This is a genomic window from Parafrankia sp. Ea1.12 (assembly GCF_900465275.1).
GTDB lineage: Bacteria > Actinomycetota > Actinomycetes > Frankiales > Frankiaceae > Parafrankia > Parafrankia soli.
Map to the genome: position 1 here is coordinate 1 of NZ_UBIZ01000137.1, position 24,670 is coordinate 24,670.

Annotated in this window: 18 protein-coding genes; 7 read left to right on the forward strand and 11 right to left on the reverse strand. The window is 72.4% G+C overall.

Annotated features, from left to right (window positions below):
* Positions 1-1,378 (reverse strand): lytic transglycosylase domain-containing protein (locus tag FMEAI12_RS03400; RefSeq protein WP_235013654.1); only part of this gene is annotated, 1,378 nt, incomplete at its 3' end.
* 95 nt (positions 1,379-1,473) lie between these two features.
* Here FMEAI12_RS03400 and FMEAI12_RS36475 point away from each other — a divergent pair.
* Both FMEAI12_RS36475 and FMEAI12_RS03405 read left to right on the forward strand, forming a co-directional pair.
* Positions 1,474-1,623: a hypothetical protein gene (locus FMEAI12_RS36475; RefSeq protein ID WP_160144229.1), complete on the forward strand. Its 150-nt coding sequence runs from the start codon at positions 1,474-1,476 to the stop codon at positions 1,621-1,623.
* 1,618 nt (positions 1,624-3,241) lie between these two features.
* Entirely contained in the window at positions 3,242-3,931 is a 690-nt protein-coding gene (locus tag FMEAI12_RS03405) for a hypothetical protein (protein WP_112104937.1), read from the forward strand.
* 104 nt (positions 3,932-4,035) lie between these two features.
* On the opposite strand, the gene FMEAI12_RS03410 is transcribed toward FMEAI12_RS03405, so the two are convergent.
* The 6 genes from FMEAI12_RS03410 to FMEAI12_RS03435 all read right to left on the reverse strand — a co-directional run bounded on the left by FMEAI12_RS03410 (position 4,036) and on the right by FMEAI12_RS03435 (position 11,494).
* Positions 4,036-5,274, reverse strand: a complete 1,239-nt coding sequence (locus tag FMEAI12_RS03410; protein WP_112104938.1) for a septum formation family protein — start codon at positions 5,272-5,274, stop codon at positions 4,036-4,038.
* Between the two features lie 119 nt (positions 5,275-5,393).
* A complete protein-coding gene (locus tag FMEAI12_RS03415) occupies positions 5,394-5,966 on the reverse strand; it encodes an Ig-like domain repeat protein (protein WP_112104939.1) in 573 nt (190 codons plus the stop codon).
* Between the two features lie 480 nt (positions 5,967-6,446).
* The gene (locus FMEAI12_RS03420) at positions 6,447-7,499 is read right to left on the reverse strand and encodes a septum formation family protein (RefSeq protein WP_235013655.1); all 1,053 of its coding nucleotides are present in this window, start codon (positions 7,497-7,499) and stop codon (positions 6,447-6,449) included.
* 31 nt (positions 7,500-7,530) lie between these two features.
* Positions 7,531-7,908, reverse strand: coding sequence for a PASTA domain-containing protein (locus tag FMEAI12_RS36980; RefSeq protein ID WP_200835174.1), 378 nt, complete (start codon positions 7,906-7,908; stop codon positions 7,531-7,533).
* 634 nt (positions 7,909-8,542) lie between these two features.
* Complete coding sequence (locus tag FMEAI12_RS03430; RefSeq protein ID WP_112104941.1) at positions 8,543-9,799, reverse strand: septum formation family protein; 1,257 nt, start codon at positions 9,797-9,799, stop codon at positions 8,543-8,545.
* Between the two features lie 387 nt (positions 9,800-10,186).
* Positions 10,187-11,494 (reverse strand): acyltransferase, encoded by a 1,308-nt coding sequence (locus tag FMEAI12_RS03435; RefSeq protein ID WP_071064536.1) that lies wholly within the window; start codon positions 11,492-11,494, stop codon positions 10,187-10,189.
* A gap of 395 nt (positions 11,495-11,889) precedes the next feature.
* Here FMEAI12_RS03435 and dnaN point away from each other — a divergent pair, with 395 nt between their 5' ends.
* Positions 11,890-13,080: a DNA polymerase III subunit beta gene (dnaN, locus tag FMEAI12_RS03440; protein WP_112104942.1), complete on the forward strand. Its 1,191-nt coding sequence runs from the start codon at positions 11,890-11,892 to the stop codon at positions 13,078-13,080.
* A gap of 38 nt (positions 13,081-13,118) precedes the next feature.
* On the opposite strand, the gene FMEAI12_RS03445 is transcribed toward dnaN, so the two are convergent.
* The 4 genes from FMEAI12_RS03445 to FMEAI12_RS03460 all read right to left on the reverse strand — a co-directional run bounded on the left by FMEAI12_RS03445 (position 13,119) and on the right by FMEAI12_RS03460 (position 17,506).
* Positions 13,119-13,922, reverse strand: a complete 804-nt coding sequence (locus FMEAI12_RS03445) for a DUF3105 domain-containing protein (protein ID WP_112104943.1) — start codon at positions 13,920-13,922, stop codon at positions 13,119-13,121.
* Positions 13,923-14,214: 292 nt separating this feature from the next.
* The gene (locus FMEAI12_RS03450) at positions 14,215-15,774 is read right to left on the reverse strand and encodes a coenzyme F420-0:L-glutamate ligase (RefSeq protein ID WP_112104944.1); all 1,560 of its coding nucleotides are present in this window, start codon (positions 15,772-15,774) and stop codon (positions 14,215-14,217) included.
* Between the two features lie 22 nt (positions 15,775-15,796).
* Positions 15,797-16,801: a 2-phospho-L-lactate transferase gene (gene cofD, locus FMEAI12_RS03455; RefSeq protein WP_112104945.1), complete on the reverse strand. Its 1,005-nt coding sequence runs from the start codon at positions 16,799-16,801 to the stop codon at positions 15,797-15,799.
* A gap of 120 nt (positions 16,802-16,921) precedes the next feature.
* The gene (locus FMEAI12_RS03460) at positions 16,922-17,506 is read right to left on the reverse strand and encodes a TetR/AcrR family transcriptional regulator (RefSeq protein WP_071064544.1); all 585 of its coding nucleotides are present in this window, start codon (positions 17,504-17,506) and stop codon (positions 16,922-16,924) included.
* Between the two features lie 211 nt (positions 17,507-17,717).
* On the opposite strand from FMEAI12_RS03460, the gene FMEAI12_RS03465 reads away from it, so the two are divergent.
* From FMEAI12_RS03465 to FMEAI12_RS03480, 4 genes are all read left to right on the forward strand, one after another.
* On the forward strand, positions 17,718-17,999 hold the full coding sequence (locus tag FMEAI12_RS03465; protein WP_112104946.1) for a hypothetical protein: 282 nt from the start codon (positions 17,718-17,720) through the stop codon (positions 17,997-17,999).
* 89 nt (positions 18,000-18,088) lie between these two features.
* Positions 18,089-20,923, forward strand: coding sequence for a bifunctional FO biosynthesis protein CofGH (locus FMEAI12_RS03470; RefSeq protein ID WP_112104947.1), 2,835 nt, complete (start codon positions 18,089-18,091; stop codon positions 20,921-20,923).
* A 447-nt stretch (positions 20,924-21,370) separates the two neighbouring features.
* Positions 21,371-22,012 (forward strand): WhiB family transcriptional regulator, encoded by a 642-nt coding sequence (locus FMEAI12_RS39685; RefSeq protein WP_020463309.1) that lies wholly within the window; start codon positions 21,371-21,373, stop codon positions 22,010-22,012.
* Positions 22,013-22,267: 255 nt separating this feature from the next.
* On the forward strand, positions 22,268-24,670 hold a 2,403-nt coding region (locus FMEAI12_RS03480), incomplete at its 3' end, for a glycosyltransferase (RefSeq protein WP_235013656.1).

The window sequence follows — 24,670 nt, forward strand, 5'->3', positions numbered from 1 at the left end:
GCGCCCCCCAGGACGGGTCGGGCGGGGCGGCCGGCGGGGCGAACGAGTCCGGATGGACGTTGCGGATGCGCAGGCGCACGACCGCGGGACAGGCCCCGTCCGCGGGCTCGACGGTGAGGGTGAGCACGATGCTGTCGTCCGCCAGCTTGGCGACGGCGAGGCTGGGGCCGGGGATCCGCACCAGCAGCGCCGGTGCGGTGCTCCCACTGCCGGCCGGCACGGTCCGCCGGCTCGTCGTGATCGCCGTGCCGGCCGTCGTGTCCGCCTCCGTCTCGACGGTGACGTCGACGTCCGTCCACGGCGTGCGGCTCGCGGCGAGATCGAGCGACTCGTAGCCCGCGACGTCGGGATCGAGGTCCGTGAGGGTGACGGTGAGGTCGGCCGCGCGCAGTGGCTCGCACCCCGCCGGCGGTGGCGGCGTCGGGCTCGGCGTCGCAGTGGGCGGAGGCGTGCCCGGCGGGCTGGACGGTTCGCCGCCCTGACCGTTCGGCGTCATCTCCACGATCGGGACGCCGTCAAGGGTCGGAGACCCTGACCCTGACCCTGACCCGGATCCGGGCGCAGGCGCGGGTGCGGACGGGGGCAGCACGGCTGCGCCACCCTGCCGGTAGCCGTTCAGGTAGGTCAGGACCGTGCGGACGTAGGCGTCCGACGGGTTGTAGGCGAGGATCGCCGCGCGGAGCTGGTCGGGGTCGGCCAGGTCCCGGCCGTGGGCGCAGAGGTAGTAGCCCGCGGCCAGAGTGGCGTCGTAGATGTTGTGCGGGTCCTTGCGCCCGTCCCCGTTCCCGTCGCGGCCGGCCGTCCGCCAGGTGGTCGGGATGAACTGCATGGGCCCGACGGCATGGTCGTAGGTGGTGTCGCCGTCCAGGGCGCCGCGGTCGCTGTCGCGGATCAGCGCGGTGCCGCCGCCGCCGTTGAGGGGCGGGCCGATGATGGGGCGGGTGACGGTGCCGTCGGCGGCGATGGGCCGCCCGGAGGCGTGCCCGGACTCGACCTTGCCGATGGCGGCCAGGAGCTCCCAGGGCAGATGGCAGCCTGGCGCGTCCTCGGCGAGCCGGTCCGCCGCCTCCTTGTAGGCCGCCAGCAGGCGGGCGGGGACGCCCCGTGCGGCGGCGGTCAGGGTGATCGTCGAATGGACGTCGGCCGGGTCGGCGGTGGCATCCTCGGCGAGCGACCGCGAGGTGAGGGTGGCCGGGTCGGGCGCCGCGGTCGAACCGTTGGGGACCAGCTCGGGCATGGCCCAGTCGCCCGGGCGGACCGGCGGCGGACTGGTGGTGCCGAGCTGGTCGCGGTCGCCACCACCGCCGTCGTCGCGGGGTGTCCCCGCGGTGCAGAACAACAGCAGGGCGGCCGCGAGCGCGGTCGGCAGCATCGTCATGCGGACCACACCCGACCGCCGGCTCCGATGCGCCGGCGCCTGTCGGGGTGGCCTGGCGTGCCTGGCGCCCCGGGGCCTGGAGGCAGGCTCGTCGGATGGCGGGGGGCGTCGGTGCCGGGCGGTTCCACTGGTCGACCCGCCCCGCGCCGCCGGGCCGCCCCGCCTCCGAGCCGAACCGGCCGGGCGCGGTCCTGGTCCACGTGCCGGGGATGGCGCTGGTGATGGTGTCGGTGTCGGTGTCGTAGCCGAGCCCGAAACGACAGCCGGTAAAACCCCGGTCCGGGCGAAAGAAATGCCCGCCCCCGCTTCTGCGACTGCTTTCCCCGGCGGACGATGACGACCCGCGTCCTGCCTGGGTGCGCGTGACTTTCCGTGCTCGTTGAACTGAACACGCTGACCTGATGATTCGCGCACAGAGGAAGGACCGGTCGGGGATTCATGAGGTCGGCGATGACGGCTCACCGGCACGCTACTCCTGGGATCGGAGGCGTCCGACGGACAGTGCTCGGCCTACCGGACGCGGGGGCGCGTGAGAAAGAAATACCTGTTCAGGGTCTGTGGACGGCCTGGTCCGGCGGAGGCGAAACCTCGCCGACCACCGGACCAGGCGGGCGCCGTGCGGCTGTGACGGAAGCCGCACGGCTGCTCGAGGGCCACGGACCGGCACACGAGACCGGCCCGGAGCGGGCTGCCGGCTCTCTAGGTCATCACTCTCCGTGAGGAACTCTGAGGTGCTCACGGCGGCGGACCGCCGACTACGAGCCACGTTGGTGCCGGAACGATGCGTTGTGAGACAGGACTGTGACAGAAAGTCCGGACTATCCGCTACCGAAACGGGAGGGTTCGGCGCTGACTGTTATCTTGATAACAGTTTAGGTCGAAAGAGTTGCCTGGTTGGGCTGTCTGTGACTCGGCGCGACGATCGCGCATTGTTGATCATCGGTGCATCTGCGGTCGAATGTCATCCGGAGGAGGGCTGGGCTGGGCCGATGTCGGCCCGCTGGCCCAGGCCGGCCCGTGCGTGGCTCGTGCGCCGCGTCGCGCAGGCGTGCGCATGAGCGTGGAATATCCGGGCCGGTCACCGTCCGTAAATCCTCCTACCAGAGGTATTTGATCCTGCACTGACCGCTTGGCAGGGCAGCAAAAGTTGTGCAATGCTGCGCTCCGCAAACATTCGGACACCGGATGTCGGCTCTGGCCGGCTCCCGGTCGACGGACCACGTTCCGGAGCCCACCGGGACGCGGTCCGTGTCGCCCGTCCAGCCCACAGCGCGGTGGCTCGCTCGGGATTCCCGTCGCCCGTCGTAGTTCGCACTGCCCGTGATCTCTGCTGCGCCTGCTTTCGCGGTCGCAGGTCACCGGCGTGATTTCCGCCGGACCGCTTTTCGACTTGTCACGTTTCCCGACCCGTCACGTTTCCCGGCTCGTCACGTCGACTGCTCGCGCCCTGAGTTCCGTCCTCCCGCCGTCTCCCGTCCCTGATGCGTGCCGCCTGCCGGGTTCCCCTCCCGGCGGGCGGTCACGGCGCCGCCGCATGCCCACCTTCGGCGACGCCGTGACCGGCCGGTGCCATCCGAGCCCGCCGTCCCGGCCCCCGTGGCCGCCGCGTACCGCACACGCGGCGGCCACGGGTCTCACCCGTGCCCGCGATGTCTCCCGGCACGGCTCGTCACCGTGCCCACTCCCGGACGTCCGCGCACACGGACACCCTCACGATCTCGGAGCCCTCCATGCCCGGCCGGCACCTGCCTGCCCCCGACCCCGCCTCCCGCCCGGACCCGGACCCGCAAGCGCGCGCACCGCCGCCGGCGTCGCCGGGCCCGCCCGAGCCGACTCCGGGCGATCTCGCTGCTGCTGATCCCGGTGATCCTGGTCGTCGCGATGGTCGTCGTCGAGCGCACCGGCGGCGGCCGCCGCCCGGTCGCACTCGAGAACCCCTTCCGGGACATGGGCCTGCCCGAAAGCAGCTCGGGCTCCGCCGACGGCCGCGACCACGAGGTCCCGACCGAGGCGACCCAGTCCGTCGAGGCCCCGGCCCCGGCGGCGGTCGACAAGGCCGTCCCCGACCTGCCGGGCGCCGTACCCACCACCGTCGACAAGCCGCTTACGTTCGAGAAGCCGGCTGCGAGGAACGAGCGAGGAGCGGCCCCGACCTCGGTGACGGCGAAGATCGGTCCGATCGACGAGGCAGTCGTCAAGGACCCGCCAGCGCCTGACGCGGGGCAAACCGCGGCCCCGAAGGCCGGTCGGGTCGAAGTCGCGGAGCGGCGAACCGAGACGACGAGCGTCTTCCGTAACCCGGACGGTACGTGCACATCAGAGATGTCGCTCGGTCCGACGAACTTCCGGGATGGCACCGGAAGGTGGCGGAAGATCGATACCACCCTGGTGCCTGGAGACCGGGGCCGACTGCGCGTGGCCGCGACGGAAGTCTCCACCGATCTCGCACCTACTGCGAGCGACCCACAACTGGCGCGGCTCGAGATCGAGGAAGGTGTCTCAGCGGCTTTCGGGATCGCGGAAGCGGCCCCGTCGACGGGCAGGTACAGCTGACCGACAGCGACGGCGAACTGCGGGGCCTGGTGCCGGCCGGCTGGATGAAGGACTCCGGCACCACTGGTGTCGACGACCTGGCCGGCGGCGAGGGCCCACCACGGCTATGCGGTGAATGTCCCCGAGGTGTCCGTGGGGCTGAGGGGCCCGGTCGTCTCTACTTCTTTGCCTGCCTGGTCGACGAGGCCGACCGTGCAGGTGGTGGATCGTGTTCCCGCGCGCCAGCTTTCGGGACGAATCAGGTGCCATCCGCCTTGGGCGGCAGCGCCGCCGAAGTCATGGGCGAGGTAGGGCGCGACGTGGGGCATGCAGGCGGCTTTTGCGAGTTCGTCGAAACGTTCGGGTGACGGCGGGCCGCCGTCGGTGGTGTCGGGCAGCGTTGCCGTTCCGATGCTCTGCGTGTGGTGGCTCTGGTCGCACGGGACCTGATCCTGATGGTTGTCGACCCTGTGGCGGAAGCAGGTGCCCGGCGGGTAGGTCAGTGCCTGGTCGGCGCCCCTGACGCTGCCCGAGAACGTGCTCAGGATCCACACGTTGTCGCTTTTGCTACTGCCCCGGAAGATCAGTCCGCAGACGACCTTTCTGTCACCGGCTTCCCAACCGGACTTCGGCGGGCGGATCAGGCTCGCGGCGAAGCGCCCGAAGGGGTCGATCGGGCGGCCGAGGTAGGGCGTCATGAGCGGGCCGCAGTGGCGTTCCCCGATGTCGGTCCACTGCGACACCGACGGGTACGGGGCGTCCTGTGGGTAGGCGGGTTCCAGATCCAGGGGGCCGACCGCTTCGAACAGGTGCGGCTCGGCGCACGGGACGTCGTCGACGGGGACGTCGACCGCCGCCTGGGGCCAGCGGTAGCACCGGCCGGGCTTCCAGTCCCACCGGTGCAGGTCTGGGCTGATGTCGGCGTCTGTGGCCGGATCGCCGGGGGAAGAGAACGCTCTCGGGGCGTCGGCGGACAGCGCGGTGGGTGGTGGGTTGTCGACTTTCGACCTGGCGCACTGGTAGGTGGTGGAGCCGAGCAACGCGATGCTGATCAGTGCGAGGACGATGCGGCCGGGTGACCAGGCCCGGGGGCGTGCGGTCGTCGCGAGCGATTGTCGGGATGGTGTTCGCCGCCGGCGAGGCGACGGGCCCGGTCGCCAGGCTGGGCGTCCTTCCTCGACCGGTCCGAAGCGGGCGATCGCGGCTCTGGTGCGGGCGGGTGCCTCGTACCTGGTGGCTCCGGCGACGAAGGTCTCGTCGAGGACGAGCCCGGCGAACGGATCCCGCTCGCCATCGTCCTTGCCGCCGTCGCTGTTGCTGCTGCCGTCGTTCTTCGGCGCGGGCGGCGCGCTGTCCCCGGGCATGCCGGCGTCTCCTCGGGAGATTGGTTTTGTTGGAGCCCAACGGCGGGCATTCGATCGGTGTGCCGGCGAGGCGCCGCGCCGTCCAGGGATATCGAGGGCGGCGCGGCACCAGGTCGGCGTCAGTCAGCCGGATAGATCAGGATGGGCTTCTGGGCCTGCGTGGGCTGATAGACCGGGTCGTCGATGTATTTGACGTCAACCCACCAGGCGCTCCCAGGTGGACTGGCCGCGAACACGGGAAAAGTGACCTGTGCTTTTCCGTCCGCGGACGCGGGAGCGGTTCTGGTCTCGAAGCCCCACCGGACCTCGAAGGTGCCCGTCGCAGGAGCGGTCTGAACACCCTTGTCCAGGGAGATGTCCACGACCAGGGTCTGCCCGGTGATCACCTTTTCGGGCACCGTGACCTGTAGCGCCGATGCTGGTCCCTCGTGGGTGAACTCCGTGGCTCCGGGATGGTAATGCTCGTCGCCACTGTATGAGGCACGGAAGTCATGGTTTCCCGTCACCACGTCCTTGTTCCACCGCGCGACCGCGTCCTGAAACTCGGAAAACGGGTCGTGCTCCAGGGGGACCGTCGCGATGGCCGCCGCTTCCTGGTAAATCGTGACCGTGCCGGTGGGCATCGGGCCCTGGGTGGGATTGTCGGGATTCGCGATGGTGATGTGGGTATTGATGTACGACGCGTGGTACATGAAGGAGACGGTCAGCTTTGGCGTGATTCGAATGTCCGTCGTCCCGGGCGAGCTCGTCGGTGTCGTTTCGGTCGGGTCTGCTGTGGGGTCGGGCGAGGGTGTGGTCTCCGGTGAGGCCGGAGCGGACGGTGAGGACTGCGTCGGGGGCGCGGTGTTCGTGGGCGTCGGGCCGGGTGAGCCGGTCGTGACGGGGGTTCCGCTCGTCGAGGGAGCGGGCCCTCCGCCGGCGACCGGTTCACAGCCCGCCAGGATCAGGCAGGCCAGCCCGGCGGCGACGCCGACCTGCCTGCATCGGACCAGGTATCGGCCGGGACGGCCTGGTTCCCCTGGTCTACCGGTTCGAACCGGTCTCTTCCGGGAATCGGCGAGAAGCCTTCTCATTCTTTCTCCAGGATGTTGGGGTCAGATCGATATCCGGCGTCGGACTGCACGACGAGTGCGGTCCGAGCAGTCCGGAATGATGGGCTGTCGCGGCTGTGCTCAGACGACTGGCGTGGTCATGACACTGGTGACCGTCATGGGGGAACCGGCCTCGTCGGCGAATCCGATGAAACAGGTGGTGCGGCGACTCCCGGCACGCCAGCTCTCCGGCGCGATCAGGTTCCACTGCGGCTCGACGAGCGCGCCGTCGAAGCGGCCGATCTCCAGGTACGGGGCGGCGAGGTCGCCGCACCGCGGCCCGAGTTTCTCGTTGAGCCAGGTATCGGACGGCGCGGCCCCGTCCGGAGTCTCCGGCGCGCTCACCGCTCCTACGCTCTGTGCGTGATGGGGGAGTTCGCAGGGAGCCTCGACCAGCCCGTCGTCGCCGGCACGGCGAAAGCAGCTTCCGGCGGTGTGCGTCATGGACTGGTCGGCGCCACGGGCGCTTCCTTCGAACGGGCGGAACGCGGGCGGATCAAATTCGGTCATGCCGGCGGTGATGCCACAGGTGATCGTGCGCTGGCCGATCTCCCAGCCGGGCTTCTGGGGTCGGATCAGGCCGGCGGAGAAACGCCCGGCGGGGTCAAGCGGGCCGCCCAGATACTTCTCGATCATGGGCAGGCAGTGCTTGTCGGTGACGGCATCCCACTCCTCGGGGGTGGGATAGGCGCCGTCGCTCGGATGATCCGGCCGGATGCGGGTGTCGCCGACCGCCTCGAAGTAGTGGACACCCGCGCAGGGAACGTCCTGGGTCGAGGTCGAGTCGACATGCTGTTGCCAGGAGTAACACCGGCCGGGCTGGTAGTCCTGTTGCAGGAACTCGACGCCGGCGTCGGCGCTCGGGGATGCCGTCGTCGACGGTCCGATCGGGTCGATGGTCGCCGGGGCGGTCTGCTCCGCCGCGTCGGACCCGCGGTCCGCGGCGCGGTCTCCGTGCAGCGCGACCAGCCCGTAGATCACGGCGCCAAGGAGAACAGCGTTGATCGCGATGGTCGTGAGGTGATCGCGCCACTTGGCCGCCCGCAGCTGTCGGAGTCGTAGGAGCCGCCGGGAGAGCCGGGCCGCTCGGTTGCCCACCGATGTGAACCTGTTGCGGTTGTTGCTTCCGGGCACCCCGGTTACTCCTTCGGACACACTGAATGGCTCAGCGGCACTTCGGATCGAGTTGGATTCGGGATCCAGGTCGGGCGTAGGAACCACTGGCCGGGGTCATCGCCGCGACCACGCTGTTGTCGCCCACGGCGCATCCCTGGCCGGCCACGGGTGTCCAACCCAGCTTGCCGAGATAGTCGACGGCGCTACCCATCGGCATGCCCACGACGTCCGGGATCGATACGCAGTTGAGAATATGGATATGCATGCCGACCGGGGCGTCGAAGGTGGTCGGAGTGCCCGCCTCCGGAGTCTGGCCATTGACTTTTTCGTGCTCTCCGTTTGTGCTGCATCCCTCGGAGAAGGAGATGTTGTAGAACCCGGCCCGATGAAGAGTGTCTGTCGCCTCCGATCGGGTTAGGCCGCGCACGTTCGGAACTGTGGCCTTAGCTGCCGGTGGTGTCGTCGCCGCTCGGGTCGTCGGGCGGGGTGCCGGGCCGGGCACCGGCGGCGGTGCCGACCTGGGTAGGACCGTCGGAGCCGGGGGAGGCGGCGGGACTGGTCCATGACCAGTTGGCGCCGTAGGGCCAGGTGCTGGGAGCGAAGGGGACGCCACCGCCCCCGAGGGCGACATGGTTCCGGGAGCACCCGGGGTCGAGGGCCGTTCTGGAGTTCCGGCAGTGCCGTGGGCCGAGGTCTGACCCGGAATGACGACCTGGAAGTCGTGCGGCGTTCCGGAGGTTGGTGCCGTCGTCGCCGGACCGCCCCGTGCGGAATGCTGTGTTCCGTCAACCTGCGCGCTGATCGGGGCGGGCCGGGACGGTGAACCTGGTTCGCAGCCTGCGAGGACAAGGCATGCCAGTCCGGTTACGATGCCCGCCCGCCCGCGGCTGCCGGAGCGTGGGCGTGGGCGGCCTGCGATGTCGGGCCGAAACGGCCGACTCCGCCCGGCTACCGTAAGCCTCCGGGTTTTTCTCATGACGTTTTTCTCCAGAATTTTTGTAACGTTCGAGTGCGGTCACCGCTCGATTCCGGCTCGGGCGGAGCAGGTAGGGGATCCGCTGTCATACGTTCGCTTTGAACGACCCCGAGTCGTCGTCCGGGCTGAGCAGGCCGGTCGTCTCCAGTTTTCTGCCGTTCCGGTCGACGAGGCTCACGGTGCAGGTGGTGGATCGGGTTCCCACCCACCGGCTTGCCGGGGGGAGGGAATGCGATCCGCCCTGTACGGACGCGCCCCCGAATCCCCGGTCGAGATAGGGCGCGATGCGGGGTGCGCAGGCCGCGTCGATGAGTTCGTCGAGCCGCTCCGCCGAGAGAGGCGCGCTGTTCGGTGCGCCCTCGGCGGTGTCTGCCAGGGTCGCCGTGCCCACGCTCTGCGAATGGTGGCTCTGCTCGCAGGGGACCACCTCGTTGCGGCCCTCGGCGTTCGTGCGGAAGCAGGTCCCGGTGGGATAGGTCAGCGCCTGGTCGGCTCCGCGGACCTGTCCTTCGAGGTCGGGCACCTCGTACGGTGCCGTGGGAGAGGGATGGAGTGAGAGGCCGCAGACGATGTCCCGCTCGCCGGTGTCCCACTCCGCTTCCTTGGGGTGGAGGACGCTCGTGCCGAAGCGCCCGAACGGGTCGAGCCCGTAGCCGAGATACGCGGTGATGAGCGGCTCGCACTGCCGCCTGCCGAGCACTACCCACTCGGCCGGCGACGGGTACGTCGCCCCTTCGGGATAGGCGGAGCCGACGTCGAGTGGGCCGACCGCTTCGAACAGGTGCGGGCCGGCGCAGGGGACGTCGTTGACCGCGGTCGAGACGTCCCGCTGGAGCCAGGTGTAGCAGTGACCGGCCGTCCAGTCCCGCCGGTAGAGATCCGGTAGCGATTCCTCGGCGATGGCGTCGCGGCCGGAGGCACTACCTGCCGGGGTCGGCGGGTCCGCCGAGAGCGTGGTGGACGGCGGACTGTCGACGGCCGAGGCCACGAACCCGTAGACGGTGGTCGAGAGCAGCACGACGCTGATCAGCGCCAGCACGATCCGCCCCCGGGACCGCGGCCGCGGCGAGATCTCCGGAATCGGCTGGGACGCCCGTCCGCGGCCCAGCAGTGGTCCGGAGGCACCTCCCGCCCGCCGTGGCCGGCCGCCGCCGTACGAGCGCCAGGGCGTCGAACCGTCTTCGAGTGGCCCGAAGCGGGCGACCGCGGCTCTCGTCCGGGCTGGGGCCTCGTATCGGGTGGCTCCGGCGATGAAGGCCTCGTCGAGGACCAGATCGGCGAACGGATCGGTGAACGGGTCGGGCTCGGCGCCGTTCGGCGTGGGTGCGCTGTTTCCGGACACGCCGGTTACTCCCTCGGACACGCAGGATCAGGACGCGTCGCGAGTGGTCGCCGACGTCCGCGACAGCCGACGGCCTGCAGATCAATGTGCGCGCAATGCGACGATCCGGATACCGAGGGATGTGCAGCCGGCCATATTAGGGCAAGCTGTGAAGAAGTTGGCACCTGGGCCGGGCATGCTGGGGCGCGGAAAGCCCTGCCTCTGGAGCGCCGTCACGGAAGGCAATCGCGCGCCGCGCGGGGCCGTTCCGTTCTGCCACGTCAGGCGGCTAGCACCCAAACGACGACCAGCCGGCCGTGGGCGACGTCATTACTGACAGTCGTCACCTGCGGCCGGCTGGCTCATTTCACCTGGCGTGCGGCTGGCTGGTCCGCGGCCGGTGGTGGTTCAGGAGTGAATGCGCCGAACCGGCTCGGAATCGCCGTTCACCGGAAGCGGCTGGGTGGTGGCGAGCAGCGGCTCGGCGGACGGCGTCACGATCGACGTCCGGCCGCGGCGCGGCGCGGTGCCGCGGGCGTTCACCCACGCCGGCCGGCGGCGCTGCACGGGCCGCTCGACGAAGTAGTAGGACGCCGACGCGAGCCCGAGGCTGACGACGAGGGCGGCGCCGGCCGCCGGGACGCGGCCGAAACGGGGGACGAGCGAGTCGTTGGCGACCCCGGTGACGGGGAAGTGCCACAGGTACAGGCTGTAGGAGATCCGCCCCACCCAGGCGGCCGGACGGGCACTGAGCACCCGGTCGTACCAGCCGGGCCGGTGCTGGTCGGCACCCAGGACGGCGACGGCGGCGAGCACGGCGACGAGCAGGTAGCCACCGCGGGCCATCCAGTTCGGCGGGCCGTGCAGATCGGGACCGGTGAAGAAGAGGATCACCAGGCCCAGCAGGCCCACCGGGCCGAACGTAGCGGCCCGGGCCAGGAGCTGGGCGGTGCGGCTGCCCGCGACCCGGGACAGGTCGCCGGCCACGGCGGTGCCGTCCGCCGCCGAACGCAGCGCCTCGTGGCGCCAGGTGGCGAGCAGGCAGCCGACGAGCAGCGAGTCGAAGCGGGTGTCCGGCGCGAAGTAGATGCGGAAGTTCGACACGCCGCTGCCGATCAGGATCTCCCGCCAGATCAACACCAGGATCACGGCGCTGATGAGGATCTCCGGCAGGCGCCGCCGCCAGCGCTCGCTGCGGCAGATCAGCACCAGGGCGATCGGCCAGAGCAGGTAGAACTGCTCCTCGAGGGAGAGCGTCCACACGTGCCCGAACCATGCGCCGCTGTCCGGAGGATTCAGAGTGCGCTGGATGTTGGCGACGTAGAAGAGGGCTGCGAGCCCGTTGCGAAGGAACTGCCACTGGTCGTCGGTGTCCTTGACGAGAAGGACGAGCGGAATGCCGGCTGCTACAAAGATGTAGAAGGCGGGAAGGAGTCGGAAACCACGGCGGGCCCAGAAGGCGCGCAGCGAGATCCAGCCCTCCCGGTCGCGCTCGGCCAGCAGCAGGCCCGTGATGAGGAACCCGCTGAGTACCAGGAAGAGATCGACGCCCAGGTAGCCGCCCGGCACCAGGTCCATGTGGTGGAAGAGCACCGTCAGGACGGCCAGGGCACGCAGTCCGTCGAGCGCGGGGTTATGGCCGCCGATGGTTGCTCGTCGAACCTTCCGTGCCGGTGGCGCCGGTTCGCGGCTCGCATCTTCGGTCAGCTTATCCACGATGGTTCCCCCCACAGGTCCCAGCAGTACGGGTAGCACTGACTGGAAACGATAGACGGGTCTTTTTCGATCAGTGGCGCCCACCTCGTCGGGGGTACCTGAAGGTGCTGCGCAATAGCCGGCGCAATGTCGTCGCGGATAACCTGGTCCGCCGCGTGCGCGAACTGCGGCGTGACACGCCATGCGAGCCGTCGAGCCCTCGGCACGTCGAGCGGACGGGGCGGCGGCGCGTCGAGCCGGCGGGGCGGCAGGGCGGCGGCGGCCGGCTCCCGCCCCGCCCACGTCCCCGGGATGTCGCATCAACGGCCCTGGTGACAGGCCTGCCGCGCCGCCGCGAGCGGTGGGCGGTCTGCGGAATGCGGAGATTCGGCGTTGTCCGGCGCGACAATCCCTGCATGAGGTTCAGCGTGGAACGCGACGTACTCGCCGACGCGACGGGCTGGGCCGCCCGGTACGTGCCGAAGCCCACCGCCGGCGCCCAGCAGGTGCTGACGGGCCTGCTGCTGGAAGCCACCATGCCGACCCCGGACCAGGACCAGGCCGGGGATCAGGCCCAGGCGCCGGGCCCGGCGCTCACCGTCTCCGCGTTCGACTCCGAGGTCGCCGCGCGGGCCCCGGTCGAGGCCGTCGTCACCGAGCCCGGCCGGGTCGTCGTGCCCGGGCGGCTGCTGGCGGACGTCGTGCGCAACCTGCCCGACGCGCCGGTGGTCGTCGAGGCCACCGAGACCAGGGTGATCATCGAGTGCGGCGCGGCCCGGTTCCGCATCCCGGCGCTCGCCGTCGAGGACTACCCGGTGCTGCCCGCGTTCCCGCCGCCGGTCGGCGAGGTGGACACGCTCGGCTTCGCCGCGGCGGTCGCGCAGGTGGCCCCGGCCGCCGGCCGGGACGACGCGCTGCCGGTGCTCACCGCCGTCCGGCTCGAGATCGCCCGGGGCGGGCTGACGATGGTCGCCACCGACCGGTACCGGCTCGCCGTCCGGACGATCCCGTGGCAGCCCACCGTCGACGACCCCGACGCGGTCGCGCACGTGCCGGCCCGGCTGCTCGCCGACGTGGCGAAGCTGCCGACCACCGCGTCCCGGGTCATGCTCGGGATGGGGGTCGACGAGGCCGGGGTCCCGCGCTTCGGGTTGTCGGTGAACGGCCGGCAGACGATCGTCCGGCTGCTGGAGGGGAGCTTCCCGAACTACCGCCGGCTGCTGCCGGAGACGTCGGAGCTCACCGTCACGGCGCCGACGGCGGTGCTCGCGGCCGCCGTCCGCCGGGTCGCACTGGTGGCGACGCGCACGGCGCCGCTGCGGTTCACGTTCTCCGCCGGCCAGGTCGTGGCCGAGGCGGGGGACGGCGGGGGCGCCCAGGCGTCCGAGCTGGTGCCCGTGGAGTACGACGGCCCGGAGCTGTCGGTGCTGTTCAACCCCGCGTTCCTGCTGGACGGCCTGGCGGCGGTCGAGGGCGACGAGGCCATCATCGGGTTCGCCACCGCCGACCCGGAGATCGCCTCGAGCAAGCCGGCGGTCCTCACCGGCAAGGACGACGGTGAGGACTACCGCTACCTGCTCATGCCGATCCGCACCGGCACCGCCTGACCGCTCCGGCGCGCCCCCGAGCGCGCCGGAGCGCCGGCTCAGGGTGCGGTCGGGGCCTGGGTCATCGTGCCGGCGCCGGGAACCACCCCGCCCGCGGCCGCGGCCGCCGGGTCGATCGGGCCGTCCTCGGTGACGTTCAGAGTCCCACCCGCGGCCCCGGATTCCGCCGCGGTCGGCGAGTCCCAGGTCACGCCGTCGAGCGGCGGGTTCGCCCACTTCTGGACGAACTCCTTCACCACGTCGGCGGAGACGGTGCCGCAGCGCTGGGTGCGGTCCCAGCCGGTCAGCACGAAGTGCTGGTCGCCCGCGAAGTCGTTGCGCGTCCACGGCATCGCGATGAAGCGGTTCCCGGCGTCGGCCGCGACCGTGCGCAGCTTCTCGACCTGGTCGGCGGGCAGCTTCGCGTCGTACCAGCCGACCACGAAGCCGTGCTCCAGGTTGTGCACCGCCCGCTCGGCGCGGATGCCCGAGTCCGGGTTGTAGAACCGGATGGCGTCGGGCAGCGGGTCGGACTCGTGGTTGCCCGACGACGGCGGGGAGTCCTTGTACTCGACCGTGTCGGTGGCTCCCACGTGCTGGTTGCCGTACGACTGGTCGTTGCGGATCCCGGTGCAGTTCGCGGTGACCGCGGCCGGGGAGGCGGCGGCGACGTAGCCGACGCTGCGCTCCTTGTTCTTCGACCGATTGTCGAAGACGCTGTAGACGATGATCCCGGCCAGGAGGGCGAGCGCGACGAAGCCGGAGGTGCCGTAGATCAGCAGTGCCCGCCGGCGCTCCTTCCGCTTCTGCTCGCGGCGGAGCTCCTCCAGACGGGCGTTGCGCGCGACGCTCTTCTTCCCCACGGGGCCCGATCCTACGAAGTGTCGAACACGCCTGAGCCGCCGCGGTCCGCCCGACCCGCCGCCGACCGCCACTATCGGCGAGATCGGGGCCTGTCCGCCGACAGGCGGAGATCGCGCGAACCGGACGTCCTATGAACCGGACGGTAGCCGTACGTAGTTCAACATGACCATTAAGTGAATGCCATCGTAGCCTTCCGGCCGGCGAGCGGAAGGCCCCCGCGCCGTTGACCATGGCCCCAGCCGCTCCGCGCCGGCGGACGTCGGCGCGGCCGTACCGGGCGCCGGCCCCGGCTCAGCGCTCCACGACGAACGCCGCGATGTCACGGGTCGGCCGCGGGTGCGCTGGTGCGGCCGGGTGCCCCACACCCACGACGCCCATCGGCGTCCAGGTGCGCGGCAGGTCCAGCGTGTCGGTCACGACCTCCCCGCAGAACAGCGCGGACGACACCCAGCACGAGCCCAGGCCCTCGGCCGCGAGCGCGACCAGCAGGTTCTGCACGGCGGCGCCGAGCGCCACGGTGAACATCCGCTCCTCGGCCCGCACCCGACGCTCGTCCGGGTAGGGATGCGCGCCGTCGGTCACCATCATCGGGACGATCAGCACCGGCGCCCGGCGCAGCACGTCGCCGCGGCGCAGCCGTTTGCTCACCGAGTCCTCGTCGAACCCGTCGCGGCGCAGGTCGTCCGTCCAGGCCATCGCCATCGCGTCGAGCAGGGCGTGCCGGCGCGCCTCGACCAGCACGAACCGCCACGGAGTGGTGTGGTGCGGAGCGGGCGCGGTGATCGCCGCGGCGATCGCCTGGTGCACCGCCGCCGGGTCGACCGGGAGGTCGGCGAACTCCCGCACCGTGCGCCGCGCGAACGGGGCCGAGCGGCGTGCCTCGACCGTGCCGAGCTGGAACATGTCCTCGTCCCAGGGCCGCAGCAGCGCGCGTGACCCGCTCCCGTCGTCGGGCCGGCGCGCGAACCCGCGGACGATCGCCACCGGTGTGGCGCCGAGCTTGCCCTTCACCAGGTCCGCCGCGCCGGCCAGCTCGTCGGCCTCGGCGATCTCGGTCATCCCGAGTTCGTTGCCGTAGGAGTCGATGTCGCCGATGTGGCTGCGCAGCGCCGCCATCCCGGCGACGCCGATCGCCATGTCGGTCAGCCCGCGCCGCCAGGGCCGCCCGGCCGTGTCGCTGATGATCACCGCGACGTCGACGCCGAGCCGGTCGCGCAGGCCGTCCCGCAGCGTGCGGGCACTGGCATCGGGATCGACCGGCAGCAGCGCGATCGAGTCCTTCGCGATGTTGGACGCGTCCACCCCCGCGCTCGCCAGCACGAGGCCGTGGTGCGTCTCGACGATGCGGGTCGGGCCGCGGCGCGCGACCTCGCGCACGGACTCGGCGTCGATGGCGGCCTGGCGCGTGGCCTCTCTGTCGCCTTCGATCCGAATCAGCCGGTCCTCGGCCTTCGACACGATCTTGGACGTCACGACGAGGACGTCACCGTCACGCAGCCCGGGGCCGCCTCCGGGCCCGGCGCCCGTGGCCGCGGCCACGGCGATCAGCGCGGCGAGGTCGTCGCCCGGCCGCACCTCGCCGATCCCGCCCAGCGGCAGAATCCGCAGCTCCCGCTCCGCCAGCGGCTCCTCGCCGACCTGCTCCGCCGCGCCCGTGCCCACCTGCTCGTCGGACTTCCCGAAGTTCTCGAACTTCTCGGACTTCTCGGACTGCTCGGCCGGCAGCGCGTCCTCCACCGCCGGAGGTTCCCCGACCGGGGCTTCGCCGCCGACCGGGGGCGGGCCTTCCGCCTCGGGTGCGGCGACGCCCGGGAACGACGCCTCCGCGGGTTCCGGTCCGTCCTTCGACATGGATGTCCCCACCGGGGACAGGTCAGACACCGGCGAGCTCCAGCGCCGCCTCCACGATCGCCACAGTGGCCTCCAGATCGGTCATGAGAAGCGGTACGGCTTTCACGGTAGCTCCGGGTACGGCGTCGGGGTCCGCCGCGATCGCCGCGTCCACGACGTCCACCAGCCACCCGTCCAGCAGACCGTGACCAAGCTCTTCGGTCGTTCCCCCGGAGGTGGCACCGCCGGTACGGTGCCGGCCGCCGTAGTGCGCGCCGACCGCGCGCGCCGACGTCTCGACACCGATCGCCTTCAGGCACGCGTCGGCCATCCCGCGGACCGCCGATCCCCCGATGATCGGTGAGACGCCGATGACCGGGGCCAGGGTGACCCGCAGCGCGTCCGAGACACCCGGCACCGACAGGATCGTCCCGATCGAGACCACCGGGTTGGACGGCCCGATCAGCACGACGTCGGCGTCCGCGATCGAGTCCAGCACACCCGGCGCCGGCTTCGACTCGGCGGCACCGACGGACAGGATCGCCTCGGCGGGCACCTGCGCCCGCATCCGCAGCCACCACTCCTGGAAGTGGACGGCCCGACGTCCCTCGTCATCAGTGATGATCACATGGGTCTCGACCCGGTCGTTCGACATCGGCAGCAGGCGCACCCCCGGCTTCCACCGGTCGCACAGCGCCGTCACGACGTCGGAGAGTGGGTAACCGGCCTCGATCATCTGGGTGCGGACGAGGTGGGTGGCGAGATCGCGGTCGCCGAGCCCGAACCAGCTCGGACCCACCCCGTAGGCGGCCAGCTCGGCCGAGACGACGAACGTCTCGTCCTCCCGGCCCCAGCCGCGCTCGGCCGAGATCCCGCCGCCCAGGGTGTACATCACGGTGTCCAGGTCTGGGCAGATGCGCAGGCCGTGCAGCGTGATGTCATCACCCGTGTTGCCGATCACGGTGATCTCGGCGTCGGGGCGGGCAGCCCGGACACCCTGCAGAAAACGCGCGCCGCCGATGCCGCCGGCCAATGCGGTGACCTTCACGTCGCATCATCCTGGCACCCGCACCGCCCCGACACCCCGGCACCCCGGCCGGCAACCCCGGGCCTCGCGGACACCGACTCGGCGGCCGGGGCCCCCGGCCCCGCCCTCGGATGTCGTGGTTCAGCTGGTGGTGGTGACCTCGGTGGCCGGAGCGTTCGGGGAGTGCTCGACCGCGGCGAGTGACGCCAGCAGGTAGCGGACGAGATGGCTGGTGGGCCGGCTCGGCGCCGGATTGGCCAGGCCACCCTCGATCGTGGCGACCACGGCGTCGGCGGCGATCTCGTGGTCGGGCTGGGGGACCAGGTCGGCCACGGCGCTCAGCGCCAGGCCGTGGAGCCACTCGTGCAGCCGCTCGTGGTACTCCATGATCGGCGGGGCGTGCGGGGCGCGCTCGGCGACGCAGGGGTGCAGCGTGCGGCGTCGCTCGACCGAGTCCAGCGCGGCGAAGAGCTTCTGTGCCGCCTCGCCGGGCAGCTCCGCGATGCGGTCCACCTCGCCGTCGAGCAGGCGGTTCAGGACGGCGGCGAACGCGTGGTCCTTGGACCGGAAGTACCAGTACACCGAGCCGGGCTCGATGCCGGCGGCGCGGGCGATCTCGGCGATGGAGGTACCGGCGAACCCGCGGGCGAGGAACTGCTGCTCGGCGACCGCGAGCAGCGCGTCGATCCGTTCCTCGCGCGGGACCTCCTGGCGGTTGCGTGGCACCTGATCAGCGTAACGACCCTGGCGGGGGGCAGGAGGGGATTGTCCGGTACCCGCGTCGTCCCGCCCGCTCCGTCATGCGGCTCCCGTGTCGCGGGGAGGGGATGGACGGTAGCCGCGCGTGACGATCCGCGCCGGTAGGAGCCATCTCTTGATTCTGGTTAGAGAGAGCTGTGAGATGGACCTAGCTCTCCACGTCGCTGGAAGGACCGCCATGTCCGCGATCAGGACCCCCCGGACTACCAGGAGCCCCCGCACGACCAAGAGCCTCGAAGCCCTCTCCGCCACCCTCAACCGAGCCCTCGCCGGGGCCCGCGCGCCACAGGTCGCGGCCGCCCGGCACGCGGACCTGCGCGGCGGCGCGTCCGCGCCGGGAGCCGCGCGAACCGACACGCTGGCCGCCCGCAGGCGGACGAACCTGCTCATCGGCACCCTCGAGCGGCTGCGGAACCCGGCGGCCGGCCCCCGGGCCACCCGCGGCGCCGGCACAGTCTGACCTGGACCCGCGCCGACCCGCCCTGACGGCGGCCCGGCCCCGCGGGGACATCCACCTACGATCATCCATCGACTACCCAGGGTGAACGCATGACGAGTACGGCGGCGGTACCGGACGGATCACGACCCGGGCAGGCGGTGGCCCCGGAACAGGGGAGCCGGCACCGGCAGGAACCGCCGCCGTCCGCCGCCGCCATGCGCCGCGCCCTGCGCCGCGCGCGCGACGGCGTCACCCTGGACGTCACCGAGGCCGCGATCCTGCTCGCGGCGCGCGGCGAGGATCTCGCCGACCTGTGCGCCTCCGCGGCGCGCGTGCGTGACGCCGGGCTCGCCTCCCTGGGGCGGCCCGGCGTCGTCACCTACTCGCCGAAGGTCTTCATCCCGCTCACCCGGCTGTGCCGGGACCGCTGCCACTACTGCACGTTCGCGACCGTCCCGCACCGGCTGCCCGCGCCGTACCTGACGGTGGACGAGGTGCTCGACATCGCCCGCGCGGGGGCGGCGGCGGGGTGCGCCGAGGCGCTGTTCACCCTCGGCGACCGCCCGGAGGACCGCTGGCCGGCCGCCCGGGAGTGGCTCGACGCCCACGGCTACGACTCGACGCTGGGCTACCTGCGCGCCGTCGCGATCGCGGTGCTGGAGGAGACCGGCCTGCTGCCGCATCTCAATCCCGGCGTGCTGAGCTGGTCGGAGCTCGCGCGGCTCAAGCCGGTCGCGCCGTCGATGGGCATGATGCTGGAGACGACCGCGACGCGGCTGTGGTCGACGCCCGGCGGCGCCCACTACGGCTCGCCCGACAAGGAGCCCGCCGTCCGGCTGCGGGTGCTGGCCGACGCCGGGCGGCTCTCCATCCCCTTCACGACCGGCCTGCTGCTCGGCATCGGCGAGACGGCTGTCGAGCGCGCCGAGACGATCTTCGCGCTGCGTGGGCTGGCCCGCGAGTACGGGTCCGTCCAGGAGGTCATCGTCCAGAACTTCCGGGCCAAGGATGACACCGCGATGCGCGGTGAGCCGGACGTCGGCGCCGAGGAGCTCGCGGCGGCCGTGGCGGTGACCCGCCTGGTGCTCGGCCCGCGGATGCGGGTGCAGGCGCCGCCGAACCTCGTCGACACCGCCGAGTGCGCGCTGCTGCTCTCCGCCGGCCTCGACGACTGGGGCGGTGTCTCGCCGGTGACTCCGGACCACGTCAACCCGGAGCGGCCCTGGCCTGATCTGGACGTCCTGCGGGAGGTGACCGCGGCGGCGGGCTTCACGCTGCGGCCGCGGCTGACCGTCCACCCGACACACCTGGACGAGCCGTGGATCGACCCGCGGCTGTCCGGGCACGTGGCGGCGCTGGCCGGTCCGGACGGGCTGCTCGCCGAGGGCGCCCGGGCGGCGGGGCTGCCGTGGCAGGAGCCCGACGGCGGCCTGGGGAACAGCGGCCGCACCGACCTGCACACCGCGGTGGACACCGAGGGACGACACTCCGCCACCCGTTCCGACTTCGACTCCGTCTACGGCGACTGGGCCGGCCTGCGCGAGCAGGTGCGCGCCGCCGGCACCGGGGTGGACGGGATCTACGGCACGGGCACCCGGGCGGGCGCCGGTGCCGCGGAAGCCGTGGCATCCGCCGCGGGGGAGGAGACCACCGAGGACACGGCTCGGGTCAGCACGGTGGTCCCGGTCGGCACGGCGGCCGGTGGCGGCGTCCCGTCCGAGGACGGGTCCGAAGAGACCACAGCCACCACGGGAACCACCGACGGCGCGTGCGGCGCGATCACCCGGGCGGAGCCGGAGGTGCTCGCGGCGCTGCGGCGGGCCAGCACCGACCCGGCCGGACTCACCGACGCCGAGGCGCTGACCCTGTTCGGGGCGACGGGTGCCGCGCTGGAAGAGCTGTGCGGCCTCGCCGACGCCCTGCGCGCCCAGACCGTGGGCGACGACGTGACCTACGTGGTGAACCGCAACATCAACTTCACCAACGTCTGCTACACCGGCTGCCGCTTCTGCGCCTTCGCCCAGCGCCGCGCGGACGCCGACGCCTACACGCTCTCCCTGGACGAGGTCGGCTCCCGCGCGCGGGACGCGTGGTCCGTCGGCGCGACGGAGGTCTGCGTCCAGGGCGGCATCCACCCGGACCTGCCGGGCACCGCCTACTTCGAGCTCGCCCGCGAGATCAAGAAGCAGGCACCCGGGCTGCACCTGCACGCCTTCTCGCCGATGGAGGTGGCCAACGGGGTCGCCCGCACCGGGCTGTCGACGCTGGAGTGGCTCACGGCGGCCCGGGAGGCCGGGGTGGACACCATCCCCGGCACCGCCGCGGAGATCCTCGACGACGAGGTCCGCTGGGTGCTGACCAAGGGCAAACTGCCCACCGCCGCCTGGGTCGAGGTGGTCACCACCGCGCACCGCGTCGGCCTGCGCTCCTCGGCGACGATGATGTACGGCCACGTGGACACCCCGGCGCACTGGGTGGCCCACCTGCGCCTGCTGCGCCGCATCCAGGAGGAGACGGGCGGGTTCACCGAGTTCGTCGCGCTGCCCTTCGTGCACCACAGCTCCCCGATCTATCTAGCCGGGGTTGCCCGACCGGGCCCCACCGTTCAGGAGAACCGGGCGGTGCACGCCATGGCCCGGATCCTGTTGCACGGAGCGATCGACAACATCCAGTGCTCGTGGGTGAAACTCGGTACGGAGGGCTGCGTCCAGGTGCTCGCCGGTGGGGTCAACGACCTCGGAGGCACACTGATGGAGGAGACGATCAGCCGGATGGCGGGCTCGCAACACGGCTCACGGCGCTCCATAGCCGAGCTGGAGGAGGTCGCGCAGGCCGCGGGCCGTCCCGCTCGGCAACGGACCACTACATATGGCGTGGTCTCCGCGGAGCGTCTTGGTACCGCACGTGGTGACGCGGCGCGCACCATGCTGACTGTCGTGACCTGAGAGCTCGTCACAGCTCGCTTATGTGGTGACGGTCTGTGACCGGGGTCTCGGTGGCCTGCGGTCGGCGCTGGTGATCGGTGTAGGTTCGGGTGAGATGTCCGAGAATCTCGGCGTCCGGTATGGGGTGTTCGTCCGGTCCTGTGTGACCGGAGGGCCTCCGGCGCGTCCGCCCGATCGTCACTCTCCGTATTGGAGGGTGCGACCACGGGGACCCTCCGTGACGAGCCCCAGTGACTGTGAGCTATGGTCTCATCGCTGGTTGTAGAAGATGTTGCGTCGGTGGGGTTGACGCGGCCAAGTCTGGCGCGTGTAATTACCGGCGTGTCATTCCCCCCGTCGACGGGACTCGTGCGGTAGGCGACGTCCGGTCGGAATGGATCCCAGGCGCCGTGCGCCGGCGTCCGGGGGGGTGGCCGACCGCACCGCGACGGGTCTGGAGGAGTCCATATGGAGCACACCGACGCGGGCGTCCACACCGTCCTGGCGGACGTCGAGCGTCCCGCTGAGCACGACACGGGTCCGGTCGGGGAGTCAGGGCCCGTGGCACGTCCGCTGCCCGTTCCCGTTCCCGGGCCGCCGGCACTCGCGGCCGGAGCGGTGCACCCGCGCCCGGCCGCGGCGTCCGCCATGGCGGTCGCGCCGCCGGTCATGCCCGGGCGGGGCCGGCCCGAGCTCGTCGAGACCGGATACGACTCCGCGACCGACGACCTCGACGACGATGTGGACGACGAGGGCGACGAGGACGAGGACGAGGCGCGGGACGGCGCGTTGGTCGGCCCCGGGGGCGTCACCCTGCCCCGAGGCGACGGCTCGCTGTCCGACTCCCTCGCCCAGGTGATCGACATCGGCTTCGGCGACCTGCTCGGCGAGGCGATGGAATGGCAGGAACGGGCGCTGTGCGCGCAGACCGACCCGGAGGCGTTCTTCCCTGAGAAGGGTGGGTCGACCCGGGAGGCGAAGCGCATCTGTTCGGGCTGCGAGGTGCGGGTCGAGTGCCTCGAGTACGCGCTGGAGAACGACGAGCGGTTCGGGATCTGGGGCGGCATGTCCGAGCGGGAACGGCGCAAGCAGCGCCGCCGGGCAGTCTGACGGCGGATCCACCAGGCGGCGCCCGCGATGACGAGACCAACGCGGGACGCCGACCACCACCGGTGGGCGGTTCGTTCCCGAGGAGCCGTTCGTCCCGGTCAGCGGGTCGTAGCGGTCGTCGTGACGCGGCGGGATCAGCCCGCGGCGCCCGGCGGCCACGACCCGCGACAAAACGGTCTCGGCAGTACTGGTACCGCTGCGGCGCCTGCGACGGTCGCTGCGGGCCCGACGGTCGCTGCGGGCCCGGTGGGTCCGGTGGGTCCGGTGGTCGCGCTGACCGCGTCGACCCGCCCGCCCGAGCGGATCGTGGTCGTCCGTCTCGGCGGCCCCGCGCTCGGCGGCCCCGCGATCCCGGCGCAGCGAATCCCGGCGCAGTGGGTTCCGGCGGCAGACGGCCCCACGCAGCCGAGCCCGGACCCTGACGTCCCGAGCCTTCCCGCCCGAGACGTCCCGGGCCTTCCCGCTGGGGACGTCCTGAGCCTGCCTGCCGGGACGTCCTTCGGTGTCGCGGTCGCGGCCGGTATCCGGCACGGCGGGCTGGGCGGCGCGCCCGACACCTTCTACTGGCTGATCCACGACGGCGTCCTGCCACGGCCCGACGCCCTGGAACGGCTGCTCACCTACGCCCGCGTCGACCCGGGTGCGGCGGTCCTCGGTCCCAAGGTGCTCGACGCCGCCCGACCGGAATTCCTGCTCGAGGCGGGTGTGACGGTCGACCGGGCCGGCCGGCGGATCACCGGTGTCGTCCCGGGCGTGCCCGACCACGGTCAGCATGACGCCGTGCGGGACGTGCTGGCCGTCTCCTGCACGGGGATGCTCGTGCGAGCCTCGGCCTGGGAGCGGCTCGGCGGCCTGGCCGCGGACATGACCGCCGGCCTCGATCTGGATCTCGGCGCCCGCGCGGCGCGGGCGGGCCTGCGGGTCGTCGTCGTGCCCCCGGCGGCGGTGCTGCTCGCGCCGCCCGCACGCACCGACGCGCCTCTCGCTGACAGGCCTCTCGCGTCCGGCGCGTCTCGCGCGGGCGACCGTGTCGGGAGGGTCGCGGGAGCGCGGGTGCGGCTCGCGCTGACGGCGGCGCCCTTCCTCGTACCGGCCGTGCTCGCGTTGGTGGTCGCGGGCGCGGCGCGGGCCGGTGCCCGCCTGCTCCTCCCGCCCCGGGACAGCGGTGATCCGAGCGGCCCGCGTTCCCGCGGCCGGTGGCGCGACGCGTTGACCGAGCTGTGGATCGCCGGTGCCGTCCTCGCCAGCCCGCGGCCCCTGTTCCGGATGCGCGTGCGGTTCGGCCGGTGCGTGGCGGTGCCGCGGCGTGCCGTGCGCGAGCTGCTGTCGGCCCGACCCCGCGCGGTCGCCGACCGGGCGCCGAGTGGTCCCCGCGCGGTCGCCCCGCCGCGGGCGCTCGCGGTGGTGATGGCCCTGTTCCTCGGGGCGGCTGGCCTGACCGTCCGCCGGTTGCCACCGGACGCCGTCGGCGGCGGCGTGCCAATGCCCGAGTACGCCGGTGACCTGTGGTCCATGGTGTGGTCCGGTTGGCAGGGCTCCGTGGGCGGCGTGCTCGGCTGGCCGGGCTCCGCACCGCCCTGGACGGCTCTGCTCGCCGCGCTGTCGTCCGTTGCCGCCCCGGTCGGTCTCAGCGTGGCCGCGACCTGCTCGATCGTGCTCGCCGTCGCTCCGGCCGCGGCGACCTACCTCGCGTACCGGGCCTCGGGACGGCTCGTCGGCTCGCGCGGCCCGAGGCTCGGCCTGGCGGCCCTGTACGGCGTGTCCCCGCCGGTCACGGGATCAGTGCTGGCCGGCCGGATCGAGACCGCCGTCGCCCTGGCGGTGCTGCCCGCCGTTCTCGCGGCGGGGGACGAGTTCCTCCGTGGCCGGACGGTCCGGGCCGGAGCGAGCGGTTCCGGTTCCGGAACCGGCCTCGACGCCGACGCCGACGCCGACGCCGACGCCGGTGGGCGCGGGCGCGCGGGCTGGCGGTTCGCCGTCTCCCTGGCCCTCGTCGTCGCGTGCGCGCCGGTGCTGGCACCGATCACGCTGGTCGGCCTGCCCACGGCGGCCTGGGCCGTCCGGAGATCACGGCCGCCGGGCACGCAACCGCCGCCGGTCGGGCCGGTGCCGGTACTTGGTGTGCTGATCGCGGGAGCCGTCCCCCTGCTGCCCGGCCTCGTCACGGGGGGCGTCGGGTGGTGGCCCGCCGCTGTGTCGTCCCTGTCGGGCTCGGAGCTGACCGGCCTGGTGGCCGGCGCTCCCGGTGACGAGGGGCAGGCCGCGGTGCTCTGCCTCTTCGTGGCACTGTGCCTCTTCGCGGCGCTGTGCCTGCTGCTCACCGCCTACCCCCGCCTGCTCGGCCGTCGGGCGTCCTCCGGGGTCGGTGGTGTGGCCACCGGCTGGGCGCCGGCCACGGCCCGGGTCGGGGCGGTCCTGCTCGGCGGATGTGTGCTGGCGTTCGCCGCCGGCCTGGCCACCGCGACGCCGATCCCGGGTCCCGCGCAGGAGGAGAGCCCGGCCCGCGCGGTCGCCGCGCTGAGCCGGACGGGCGGACCAGGCGCGCGCGTCCTGGTGCTGCGCCGGTCCGGCCCGTCGGGGCCGGTCGCGTACAGCCTGGCCGCCCAGGGCGGGCCGAGGTTCCCCGCCGCCGCCCCACACCGGCCGCCCTCCGCTGCC